General features: G+C 68.2%; 9 protein-coding genes. All 9 read left to right on the forward strand.

Going from position 1 to position 11,737, the window contains the following annotated elements:
• Positions 1-7: 7 nt before the first annotated feature.
• Positions 8-1,498 carry a phospholipase D-like domain-containing protein gene (locus tag DK368_RS08915; protein WP_114393592.1) on the forward strand — a complete coding sequence of 497 codons (1,491 nt, stop codon included), beginning with the start codon at positions 8-10 and terminating at the stop codon, positions 1,496-1,498.
• A gap of 201 nt (positions 1,499-1,699) precedes the next feature.
• Positions 1,700-3,361 carry a flagellar basal-body MS-ring/collar protein FliF gene (gene fliF / locus DK368_RS08920; RefSeq protein ID WP_193552273.1) on the forward strand — a complete coding sequence of 554 codons (1,662 nt, stop codon included), beginning with the start codon at positions 1,700-1,702 and terminating at the stop codon, positions 3,359-3,361.
• A gap of 10 nt (positions 3,362-3,371) precedes the next feature.
• Complete coding sequence (locus DK368_RS08925; protein ID WP_114393594.1) at positions 3,372-4,070, forward strand: FliH/SctL family protein; 699 nt, start codon at positions 3,372-3,374, stop codon at positions 4,068-4,070.
• A gap of 24 nt (positions 4,071-4,094) precedes the next feature.
• Positions 4,095-4,415 (forward strand): flagellar motor switch protein FliN, encoded by a 321-nt coding sequence (gene fliN / locus DK368_RS08930; RefSeq protein ID WP_114393595.1) that lies wholly within the window; start codon positions 4,095-4,097, stop codon positions 4,413-4,415.
• A gap of 10 nt (positions 4,416-4,425) precedes the next feature.
• A complete protein-coding gene (locus DK368_RS08935) occupies positions 4,426-5,307 on the forward strand; it encodes a motility protein A (protein ID WP_114393596.1) in 882 nt (293 codons plus the stop codon).
• Positions 5,308-5,351: 44 nt separating this feature from the next.
• Positions 5,352-6,782, forward strand: coding sequence for a sigma-54-dependent transcriptional regulator FlbD (gene flbD / locus DK368_RS08940; protein ID WP_114393597.1), 1,431 nt, complete (start codon positions 5,352-5,354; stop codon positions 6,780-6,782).
• 52 nt (positions 6,783-6,834) lie between these two features.
• A complete protein-coding gene (gene flhA, locus DK368_RS08945; protein ID WP_114393598.1) occupies positions 6,835-8,949 on the forward strand; it encodes a flagellar biosynthesis protein FlhA in 2,115 nt (704 codons plus the stop codon).
• 58 nt (positions 8,950-9,007) lie between these two features.
• On the forward strand, positions 9,008-10,018 hold the full coding sequence (locus tag DK368_RS08950; protein WP_114393599.1) for a flagellar biosynthesis protein FlhF: 1,011 nt from the start codon (positions 9,008-9,010) through the stop codon (positions 10,016-10,018).
• Positions 10,015-10,803, forward strand: a complete 789-nt coding sequence (locus tag DK368_RS08955; protein ID WP_114393600.1) for a MinD/ParA family protein — start codon at positions 10,015-10,017, stop codon at positions 10,801-10,803. Before DK368_RS08950 ends, DK368_RS08955 begins: the two co-directional genes overlap by 4 nt.
• The last annotated feature ends 934 nt before the right edge of the window (positions 10,804-11,737 follow it).

Below are 11,737 nucleotides of genomic sequence, written 5' to 3' on the forward strand. Positions count from 1 at the left end.
GCCAGCCATGGTGCTGACGGCAGAGACCGTTGGAGACAGCCTGCCCTCGCCCGGCCGCCTTTTGCGGCCGGGCGAAACCTGTTGGCGGCTGGAGCGGGCCGAGCGCATGGCGGTCATCGTCGATGCCGCCGATTACTTCGCCACCGTCCGCGACGCGCTATTGCAGGCCCGGCATCAGGTTCTGTTGATCGCCTGGGACTTCGACACGCGGATCAAACTGGTTCCCGGTTCACCAAGGAATGGCATCCCACGGCGACTGGGGCCGTTCCTGACCTGGCTGGTGCGCCGTCGCCCCGACCTGCACATCCATGTGCTGAAATGGCGCCTGAGCGCGGTCAGCGGCGCCTGGAGGGGTATGCTTCCCCTGACGCTGTTGAACTGGCGCGGTGAATCCCGGCTGGAATACCGCTTGGCGGCCGACCATCCCCTCGGCGCCTGCCACCATCAGAAGATCGTCGTCATCGACGATGCCCTGGCCTTCTGCGGCGGGATCGACATGACGGCCGACCGCTGGGACACCCGCGCGCATCTTGATCAGGATCGTCGCCGCCGCCGCCCCAGCGGACTGCGCTATGAACCGTTCCACGACATAACGGCCGCTGTGGACGGCGATGCGGCCCGGTCGTTGGGCGATCTGGCCCGCGGGCGCTGGCGCAGCGCCACCGGCGTTGATCTGCCGGTTCCACCACCGGGACCGGACCTCTGGCCCCAGCGTCTGACACCGTTGCTGCGCCGGGTCGATGTCGGTATCGCCCGCACGCAGCCGGCCCATGACGGGCAGGACGCCGCACATGAAGTAGAGGCATTGTGGCTGGCGGCCATCGCCGGCGCCCGGCGCCGCATCTATATCGAATCCCAGTATTTCGCCTCCCGCCTGATCGCACGCGCGCTGCTCGACCGGCTGGCCGATCCGAACGGGCCGGAGATCGTGGTCATCAACCCGACCGACGCCCACGACTGGCTGGAGCAGCAGGCCATGGGGCGGGCACGCGACCATATCCTGTCCGCCCTGCGCGCCGCGGACACCGGCGGCCGCTTCGCCATCTATGCGCCGGTGACAGCCCGGGGGCGGCGCATCTATGTGCATGCCAAATTGCTGATGGTGGATGACCGTATCCTCCGCATCGGCTCCTCCAACATCAACAACCGTTCCATGGGTCTGGACACCGAGTGCGATCTGGCGGTGGAACCCGGTCCGACACAGGCCCTGACGACGGTGCGCCAGGGGCTGGTGGCGGAACATCTGGGCTGCATGCCCGAGGAGGTGGCGCGGCTGGAGGCGCAGACCGGATCGCTGGTCGCCAGCATCGAGCAGTTGCGCCAGAGGCCCGGCAGAACCCTGCGCCCGCTGGACGCAAAGCCGGTCACCGCCGCCGACGCCTTCGTCGTCGAGCGCGAACTGCTGGACCCGGAACGCCCGCGCTGGCCGTTCCAATCGCTGCTGCACCGGGTGGACTGGTCCTGGCTGCGGCATCACGGGCAGCGCCGTCCGCGCTGATCCGGAACCCGGTTATGGCCCCGCCTGCCAGGGCAGCGCAGCAGACAGCGTGATTCTTCTGCAACACCGGGAGCAAATCCGGCAAAATTTGCCCACTTGATTAAGACCCCCTTCATCCATTCGGTGCATCTTACCTCGAAAAGGCAGGTAAACCCTTGTAGACTCGCGCTGCTTGGGCATCGCGACGTGGGAGCAGCACCCGTGGAGTCGTTTCTGCAGACCTTGCGGAATCTCGGCACCGCCCGTCTGGCGGGCATCGGTGCCGCCGTTCTGGTGACGATCGGCATCATCGGCTATGCCGCGTCGCAATGGTCGACGCCGGACATGGCGCTGCTTTACGGCGATCTCAGCCCGTCCGATGGCGGCGCCATCGTCCAGCAGCTGGAGCAGCAGCAGATCCCCTACCGGGCCAGCCCGGATGGCACCCGCATCGAAGTCCCCTCCGATCAGGTGGGGCGGCTGCGCATGGTGCTGGCCCAGCAGGGCATTCCCACCGGCGGCACGGTGGGCAACGAGATCTTCAACCAGCCGGAAAGTCTGGGCACCACGGCCTTCATGCAGAATGTGCAGCAGCTGCGGGCCAAGGAAGGCGAGCTGGTCAAATCCATCCAGACGCTGCAGCCGGTCATGACCGCCCGCGTACATCTGGTGCTGCCCAAGCGCGAGCTGTTCGCCCGCCAGTCCCAGACCGCCACCGCCAGCGTGCTGTTGAAGCTGCGGCCGGGCCATGCGCTGAAGAAGGAACAGGTGGTGGCGATCCAGACCCTGGTCGCCGCCGCCGTGCCACAGCTGGAGCCGGGCAACGTCTCCATCATCGACGACAAGGGCAATCTGCTGTCGCGCGGGCTGCAGGCCAATTCCGCCGAAGCGCTGGTGGCCAACGCCGAGGAAAAGCGGCTGCAGCGGGAACAGCAACTGACCCAGACCGTGGAAGAGCTGCTGGGCCGCACCGTGGGCCAGGGCCGGGTGCAGGCGCGCGTGTCGGTGGAGATGGATTTCGATCGCATCACCACCAACAGCGAGATCTTCGATCCCGACAGCCAGGTGGTCCGCGGCACCCAGACCGTCAATGAAAGCAGCGAAGCCCAGAACAAGGATGGCGTCGATCCCGTGACCGTGGCCAACAACCTGCCCACGGCCAACGCCGCCGCCAATGCCGCGACCGGCGGCTCCAATGAGAAGCGGAACCGCACCGAAGAGACCGTCAATTACGAGATCAACAAGACGGTCAAGGTGCATGAGCGCGAAACGGGGCAGGTCCGCCGCCTGTCGGTGGCCGTCCTGGTGGATGGCAACTACACCCCGGGCAAGGACGGCGAACAGCCCACCTATCAGCCGCGCAACCAGCAGGATCTGGACCAGCTGCGCCGTCTGGTGGAATCCGCCATCGGCTTCGATGCCGCCCGCGGCGATACCGTCGAAGTCGTCAACATGCAGTTCTCCCGTCCCGACGACATCAGCGCCACCGACGACACCATCCTGGGGCTGGCCCGCGAGGATGTGGTGCGCATCGCCCAGACCATCATCCTGGCCATCGTCGTCATCCTGGTCATCGTCCTGATCATCAAGCCGCTGGTGGCCCGTGCCCTGGACAGGACGCCGCAGCTGGAAGACGAGGTCGATCTGCTGGCCGACGGCAGCGGGGCCATGCCACAGCTGGCCGGCCCTGGCGGCGGCGCCCTGGCCCGCGAACTGGCCATGGAAGCGGCCCAGGCCAACGAGGAGCTGGAGCAGATGATCGACATCAACCGCGTCGACGGCCGCGTCCGCGCCTCGTCGTTGCGCAAGGTCGGCGAGATCGTGGAGAAGCATCCCGAGGAAGCCGTCTCCATCATCCGCAACTGGCTCTACCAGGAAAGCTGAGGGGCCGGCCGTGCCACTGATCCGCAAATTCCAGTTCGACCAGTCCTTCGATGAAGGCGCCGACCTGCTGCCTCCCCCGGCAGCGGAACCCGAGATCATGGCGCCGCCCGAACCGCCGCCACCGCCGGAACCCAGCTTCACCCTGTCCGAGGTGCAGGAGCAGATCCGTCAGGCCAGCGCCGCCGCCCATGCGGCCGGTGTCGAGGAAGGCCGGGTCCGGGGCCGCACCGAAGCCGAAACCGAGACGAGCCAGGCTCTGGCCGCAGCACTGGGCCGGGTGCAGCAGTCCCTTGGCGCCCTGATGCAGGCGCAGTCGGACGAAATGGCCCTGCGCCGCGACAACACGGTCCGCATCGCCCTGGGCGCCGTGGCCAAGCTGCTGCCCGCCTATGTGCAGCAGCACGGGCTGGCCGAGGTGGAGGCTGTGGTCGGCACCTTCCTCGGCGAGCTGGCCGACGAACCCAAGCTGACCATCCGTGTGCATGGGCAATGGCTGGAGGCGTTGCGCGCCAACATCGACGCCCTGGCCACGCGCCAGGGTTTCGGCGGCAGCGTCAGCGTTCTGGCCGACCCGAAGCTGGGGCCGCTGGACGTCAAGGCCGACTGGGGCACCGGCGGCGCCGAGCGTGACGTCACCCGGCTCTGGGCCGATATCGACCGGATCGCCGGCAGCCTGCTGGGGGGACGCACCCCCTTCGCCGGTTCCTAAGACAGCGCAGCCAGGATCACCGCCATGGCAAACGACATGAGCCTCAACGAGTTCGATGCCGGCTCCGGCAAGGGGACCGAGCTGGACATCACGCCGGTGATCAAGGACCTGGAATCGGTCTATGACATCCCGGTGCAGATCTCGGCCGTGCTGGGCAAATGCACCATGCAGGTCAGCCAGCTGATGAAGCTGGGCCGCGGCTCGGTGGTGGAACTGGACCGCAAGGTGGGCGAGGCCATCGACATCTATGTCAACAACCGGCTGGTGGCCCGCGGCGAGGTCGTGGTGGTCGAGGACCGGCTGGGCGTGACCATGACCGAAATCATCAAGACCGACCGGTCGTGACGGGCTGCTGATGGATGATCATCCCGCCACCTCCCGCGCCAGGGCCGCCATGCCCGGACCCGTGTCGGTCATGCCGACGCCGGTGCCGGCATCGCCGGACATGCTGCCGCCCCTGGAGCGGCGGCTGGACCTGACCGTGGTGCTGGGTCTGGGGTCGGCCGCCCTGCTGCTGCTGGCGGCCCTGGCCATGGGGGGCGGTCCCGGCGCCTTTCTGAACCTGCCGTCCATACTGATCGTGCTGGGCGGTACCGCCGCGGTCACCGTCGTCTCCTTCTCCTGGCACGATGTCATGGCGTCCTGGCGTGCCCTGGGCCGCACCGTGCGGACCGGAAGCGCCGAGCCGCAGGATGCCGCCCTGGCGGCGCTGGACATCGCCGACCATGCCCGCCGCAACGGGCCGCTGTCGCTGCAGCCGCTGCTGCAGCCGGCCGCCGACGAGCCGGTGCTGGCCCGTGCCCTGGATCTCATCGTCGACTCGCTGCCGGCCGACAAGATCGAACGCATCCTGCGCACCGAGATCGAGGCCAACCAGGCCCGTGCCCGCATTGCCGCCGCCCTGTTGCGCCGTGGCGCGGAGGTGGCTCCGGCCATGGGGCTGATCGGCACCCTGGTCGGTCTGGTGCAGATGCTGGGCAGCCTCAACGACCCGGCGAAGATCGGCCCGGCCATGGCCGTGGCCCTGCTGACCACCTTCTATGGCGCCATCCTCGGCAGCGTGGTGCTGTCGCCGCTGGCTGCCAAGGTGGAGCGCAATGCCGAACACCAAGCCCTGGTGGAGGGGATCTACCTGCTGACCGCCGGATCGGTGGCACGGCAGGAGAATCCCCGCCATCTGGAGATCCTGATCAACACCGTGCTGCCCCCGGACCTCCGGGTCAGCGCGTATGACTGACTGGGGTCCGGACCCGTGACCGGACCCGGAAGAGGGTATGAGCGATGCGTCTGCTGATCGTTGGAACGCTCGAAGGCTATATCAGTGCGGCCGGCAAGATCGCGCTCCAGAAAGGGGCGAAGGTCGCGCACACCGACAGCATCGACGGCGCCATGACCGCCCTGCGCAGCGGCCAGGGTGCCGATCTGGTCATGGTCGACGTCAAGCTGGATGTGGGCCTGCTGATCGAGGCGCTGAAAGCGGAACGCTTCGCCGTGCCGGTGGTGGCCTGCGGTGTCGGCACCGACGCCCAGTCGGCGGTCAAGGCCATCCGCGCCGGCGCCAAGGAGTACATCCCCCTGCCCCCGGATGCCGCCCTGATCGCCGCGGTGCTGGAGGCGGTGGCGGAGGAAAGCCATGCCATGGTCAGTCACGACCCGGCCATGGCCGTGACCCTGCGCATGGCCGAACAGATCGCCCCGTCCGACGCCAGCGTGCTGATCACCGGCGAGAGCGGCACCGGCAAGGAGCTGATGGCCCGCTTCATCCATCGCAAATCGCGCCGGGCCAACGGCCCCTTCATCAGCGTCAACTGTGCCGCCATCCCCGAGAACCTGCTGGAATCCGAGCTGTTCGGCCATGAAAAGGGCGCCTTCACCGGTGCCGTCAGCCGCCGCATCGGCAAGTTCGAGGAGGCCAATGGCGGCACGCTGCTGCTGGACGAGATCAGCGAGATGGATCTGCGCCTGCAGGCCAAGCTGCTGCGCGCCATCCAGGAACGGGTCATCGACCGGGTCGGCGGCAGCCAGCCGGTGAAGGTGGACATCCGCATCCTCGCCACCTCCAACCGTGACATGCTGGCCGAGGCCAAGGCCGGCAAGTTCCGCGAGGATCTGTATTTCCGCCTCAACGTGGTGAATCTGGCCCTGCCGCCGCTGCGCGAGCGGCCGCAGGACATCGCCCTGCTGGCCCAGCATTTCGCCCGCAAATATTCGGAGGCCAACGGCCTGCCGGAACGCAGCGTCGGGCCGGCGGCCATGGCCATGCTGCAAGCCCATTACTGGCGCGGCAATGTGCGCGAGTTGGAGAACACGCTGCACCGCGCCGTGCTGCTGTCGCGCGGCACCGAGATCGGACCGGAGGCGGTGCTGCTGACCGGCGCCGAGCCGGCCCCGCCGCCCGCCGCCCCCACCCTGGCCCCGGCCGCGGCCCGGGCCAGCGCCACCTATGCCGGTGCCGCCGCGGCCTATGGCGGCGCGGCGCCGGGCCATGCGGGCGCCCCCGCCGGCGGCACGCAGGCGCTGGTCGGACGCACCGTGGCCGAGGTGGAGCGCGACCTCATCCTCGATACCCTTCGGCATACCTTGGGCAACCGCACCCATGCCGCCAACATCCTGGGCATCTCCATCCGCACGCTGCGCAACAAGCTGAAGGAATATTCCGACGATGGTATCCCCGTGCCGCCCGCCGGCGGCCTGGATGCCGCCACCGCCTGAGACAATCCGACCTGTTATCCCCTACTCCCCTAGCCCCTGACTGCCGGCCCCGATGACCGACCAGACGCAGACCAACAGCAATCTTGCCTCCGGGATGGACGCCCTGCGCATCACGCTGGACGCCGTCAAGCGGGGCGAGGTCGGCTTTGCCCTGGCCATCGTCATCATCATCGCGGTGCTGATCTTCCCGCTGCCCACCTTCCTGCTGGATGTGGGTCTGGTGATCTCCTTCGCCTTCTCCATCCTGATCCTGATGGTGGTGCTGAGCATCCAGAAGCCGCTGGAATTCAGCAGCTTTCCCACCATCCTGCTGGTCAGCACCATGCTGCGCCTGTCGCTGAATCTGGCCTCGACCCGGCTGATCCTGGGGCACGGCCATGAAGGCAGTCAGGCCGCCGGCCATGTGATCGCCACCTTCGGCGCCTTCATCATGGGGGGCAACTTCATCATCGGCGTCACGGTGTTCGGCATCCTGATGCTGGTGAACTTCACCGTCATCACCAAGGGGTCCGGCCGTATCGCCGAGGTGGCGGCCCGCTTCACCCTGGACGCCATGCCGGGCAAGCAGATGGCCATCGATGCCGACCTGTCGGCCGGCCTGATCGACGAGACCGAGGCACGGCGGCGCCGCTCGGAACTGGAGCAGGAAAGCCAGTTCTTCGGGTCCATGGACGGTGCCAGCAAGTTCGTGCGCGGCGATGCCGTGGCCGGTCTGGCCATCACCTTCCTGAACATCATCATCGGCATGATCATCGGCATGGCCCAGAAGGACATGGCGTTCCAGGCCGCAGCCAAGTCCTATACGCTGCTGACCGTGGGCGACGGCCTGGTCTCGCAGATCCCGTCGCTGATCGTGTCGCTGGCCGCCGGCCTGATGGTGTCGAAGTCGGGCGGACAGGGTTCCACCGACAAGGCCGTGGTCGGACAGCTGACCTATTATCCGGCGGCCCTGGGGCTGACCGCCGGTCTGGTCTTCTTCTTCGGGCTGATGCCCGGCATGCCGAAGATCCCCTTCTTCCTCATGGGCGCCGGGCTGGCGGCGGCGGCCTATTACCTGCCCAGACTGAAGCTCAAAGCCCAGGAGGAGGCGGTGGAGGCCGAGATCGCCGCCCAGCCGCCGCCGCCGGTGGTGGAGGAACCGATCTCCTCGGCCCTGGCCATCGACCTGATCCGGCTGGAGCTGGGCTACGGCTTGCTGGCCCTGATCAACACCGAGGTCGGACACCGGCTGACCGACCAGATCCGCGGCCTGCGCCGGCAATTGGCCGGCGATATCGGCATCATCCTGCCGTCGGTGCGCATCCAGGACAATCTGCAGCTGCCACCCAACGCCTATGTCATCCGCATCAAGGAGATCGAGGCGGGCCGCGGCGATCTGCGCCCGACCATGCTGCTGTGCATGGACCCGCGCGGCGAGCGCATCACCCTTCCCGGTGAGTCCACGACGGAGCCGACCTTCGGCCTGCCGGCCATGTGGGTCGAGCCGGTCTACCGTGAGGAAGCCCTGTTCAAGGGCTATACCGTGGTTGATCCGCCAACGGTGCTGACCACACACCTGACCGAGATCATCCGGGACAACATGGCGGAACTGTTGTCCTATGCCGAGACGCAGAAGCTGCTGGACGAGCTGGGCAAGGAGCACCAGAAGCTGGTGGCCGACGTCATTCCCAGCCAGATCAATATCGGCGGGCTGCAACGGGTGCTGCAGAGCCTGCTGGCCGAGCGCATCTCCGTCCGCGACCTGCCCACCATCCTGGAAGGCGTGGCCGAGGCCACCGCCTATACCCGCAACATGACGCAGATCAGCGAGCATGTGCGCGCACGCCTGGCCCGCCAGATCTGCGACGCCAATACCAATGACATGGGCTATATCCCGCTGGTAACGCTCAGTCCCGATTGGGAACAGGCCTTTGCCGAATCCATTGTCGGCGAAGGCGAGGACCGGCAATTGTCGATGGCACCGTCGCGGCTGCAGCAGTTCATCAGCAGCGTCCGCCAGACCTATGAGCGCTTCGCCATGCAGGGCGAGGCGCCGGTTCTGCTGACCACACCGGGAATCCGGCCGTTCGTGCGCTCGATCATCGAGCGCTTCCGACCGGCCACGGTGGTGATGTCGCAGAGCGAGATCCACCCGAAGGCCAAGATCAAGACGCTGGGACAGATCTGATGCGAGCGAACCCGGCGAACACCTGGAGTGATGGCATGGCAGAACAGGCAGGCACATCATGCGACTGAAGTCGTTCCATGCGCCCACCATGCATGAGGCCATGCGGCTGGTCCGCGAGGTGCTGGGGGATGACGCCATCATCGTCGCCACCCGCGAGGAGGAGGGCGTCGGCGTCCGCGTCACCGCCGCCATCGAGGAGGATGAGGGGCTGACATCGGGCCATGCCATGCCGCTGGCCGGCCCGCGACTGCCGGAGCCCCTTGGCCCCGACCCGCTGGATCAGGTGTCGGAAGTGCTGATGCGCCATGGCGTGCCGGCCGATCTGAACCAGCAGCTGATGGACACCATCGCCGGTGTCGAGGCGCGGGACCCCATGGCCGCCCTGGCGGGCGGGCTGGACGGCGTCTTCGCATTCCAGCCGCTGCCCGATGGCCGGTCGCCGCGGCCGATCATGCTGGTCGGCCCGCCCGGCGCCGGCAAGACCCTGACCGTCGCCAAGCTCTGTGCCCGGGCGGCGCTGGCCAAGCGGCCGGTGGGGGTCATTTCCACCGATACCATCCGTGCCGGCGGCACCGAACAGTTGCAAGCCTTCACCCGAGTCCTCAAACTAAGGTTGATTACCGTGGAAGACCCGATGGCGCTGGCCGATGCGCTGGAGGTCCACCGCGGGACGGAACAGGTGCTGGTCGACAGTGCCGGCCGTAATCCCTATTCCGAGGCCGACATGAAGGATCTGCGCGACTTCCTGGTGGCGGCCGATATCGAGCCGGTGCTGGTGCTGCCGGCCGGCCTGGACGCCATGGAAGCCGTGGAGATGGCTCAGGCCTTCCGCCAGGTCGGCGCCCGGCGCATGCTGGTCACCCGTCTGGACATGGCCCGCCGCTATGGCAGCATCCTCGCCGCTGCCCATGACGCTGGCCTGGCTTTTGCAGATGCCAGTGCGACGACCAAGGTGGCCGACGGGCTGACCCCCCTGACGCCGATGACGCTCGCCCGATTCATGATGCCCGAACACGAAGCCACCACCCAGCAACCACGCCGAACCAAGCAGACGGGGACACACGCATGACCGACCTGACCATGGCCGCTCCCAATGTGACCCCCCTGCGCCGGCAGAATGTCATCGCCGTTGCCAGCGGCAAGGGTGGAGTAGGCAAAACTTTCTTCTCGATCACTCTTGCCCATGCGCTGTCCCGTCTGGGCAAAAAGACCCTGCTGTTCGACGGCGATCTGGGGCTGGCGAACGTGGACATCCAGCTGGGGCTGATGCCGAAGCGCGACCTGGGACAGGTGATCGACGGGCTGGTCAATCTGTCCGGGGCGACGACCCGGTTCCAGGAGGGGGGTTTCGACATCATCGCCGGCCGGTCCGGCTCCGGCACGTTGGCCAATCTGCCGGCCCAGCGGCTGGGGCATCTGCGGACCGAGCTGGCCGACATGGCCCGCGTCTACGACCATGTGGTCATCGATCTGGGGGCCGGTGTCGACCGCAATGTGCGTACCTTCTCCGGCCCGGCGGGCGTGACCCTGGTGGTCACCACCGACGAGCCCACCAGCATCACCGATGCCTATGCCTTCCTGAAGCTGAGCTATCAGACCAACCCGATGGCGGACCTGCGCGTGGTGGTCAACATGGCCCAGACCCGGGGCGACGGCATGAAGACCTATGAATCGCTGCTGGCGGCCTGCCGCCGGTTCCTGAACAAGTCGCCGCAACTGGCGGGAGTCGTGCGGCGGGACCTGAAGGTGCGGGATTCGATCAAGGCGCAGATGCCGCTGCTGCTGCGCTCGCCCACCAGCGACGCCGCCCATGATGTCGAGGCCATCGCCCAGCGCATCGTCCAGGGCCAATAGGCCGGGACCACCGCGGTGAGCGGCCCCCTGCCCCCGTCCCAGGCCCTCGTCGCCAGCAACGGTCTGACGGTGGCCGGGGTGGCGCTGCCGGTCCCCGTGGGCGAGGTCGAGATCCGGCAACTGCCGGCATGGCTGCTGGGCCTGTCCCGCCCGGTCACGCTGAGCGGGCAGGTGGTGGCGCAGGAGCAGGGCAGCGCCACTTTGCGCACCGCCGCCGGCGATGTGGTGCTGCGCACCAGCACCCCGCTACCGACCGACCGGCCACTGACCCTGCAGATCCCCGGCCAGACCGCGGGGGCCGTCCTGCCGCGGGCACAGATCTATGCGCCGGCGGCCACCACCGCACCGGCATCCCCCTCCCCGGCACCAGCCCCCCAGCCTGCGGCCGGCCAACCGTCCGCGGCCCAGGCGAGCACGGGGCAGGCGAGCACGGGACAAGCCGCCGCGCCCCCCTCGGCGACAACACAGCCGGTGACCAGCCCGCCGTCCGCGCCCGTTCCAGCCGCCTCCCCGCCCCCCACACCGGTACCCGCGGCGCCCCAGGTCCAACCCGGGGCAAGCCTGCCTGCCTTGGTGCTCCCGGCAGCACCAAGGCCCCCATCGCCGCCCGCGGCAAGCCAGTCCGACGGGCGATCCACGGCCGAGGCCCCGATGGATACCGCACCGGAGTCTCCCGGCCTGGGCCTGATCCTTGCCGGCGGCCGGGCGACCGGCAGCGGACAGCAGGGACAGCCGAGCATCGCCTTGCCCACCCCGGCGGCGGCCCCACCAGCGCCGGCGGTCCCCGTGCCTGCCCAGGCCGCCCCGCAGCAGGCCACGCCGCTGCCACGCGTGCCTTCATCGGATGGATCGGTCGCGATCGCGCCCGAGCAGGCGCCCGACCAAGCGCCCGGACCGGTACCGCCGGGTCTGCCCGCCGCCCTGCCTGTCCAGG

The sequence above is a fragment of the Oleisolibacter albus genome (genome assembly GCF_003336875.1).
Classification (GTDB): Bacteria; Pseudomonadota; Alphaproteobacteria; order Azospirillales; family Azospirillaceae; genus Niveispirillum; species Niveispirillum album.

What these genes read in the sequence shown, in the direction of transcription:
- DK368_RS08915 (WP_114393592.1), top strand. Translation starts at nt 8, where the DNA reads ATGGTGCTGACGGCAGAGACCGTTGGAGACAGCCTGCCCTCGCCCGGC.
- flhA (WP_114393598.1), top strand. Translation starts at nt 6,835, where the DNA reads ATGACCGACCAGACGCAGACCAACAGCAATCTTGCCTCCGGGATGGAC.
- DK368_RS08950 (WP_114393599.1), top strand. Translation starts at nt 9,008, where the DNA reads ATGCGACTGAAGTCGTTCCATGCGCCCACCATGCATGAGGCCATGCGG.
- fliN (WP_114393595.1), top strand. Translation starts at nt 4,095, where the DNA reads ATGGCAAACGACATGAGCCTCAACGAGTTCGATGCCGGCTCCGGCAAG.
- flbD (WP_114393597.1), top strand. Translation starts at nt 5,352, where the DNA reads ATGCGTCTGCTGATCGTTGGAACGCTCGAAGGCTATATCAGTGCGGCC.
- DK368_RS08935 (WP_114393596.1), top strand. Translation starts at nt 4,426, where the DNA reads ATGGATGATCATCCCGCCACCTCCCGCGCCAGGGCCGCCATGCCCGGA.
- DK368_RS08955 (WP_114393600.1), top strand. Translation starts at nt 10,015, where the DNA reads ATGACCGACCTGACCATGGCCGCTCCCAATGTGACCCCCCTGCGCCGG.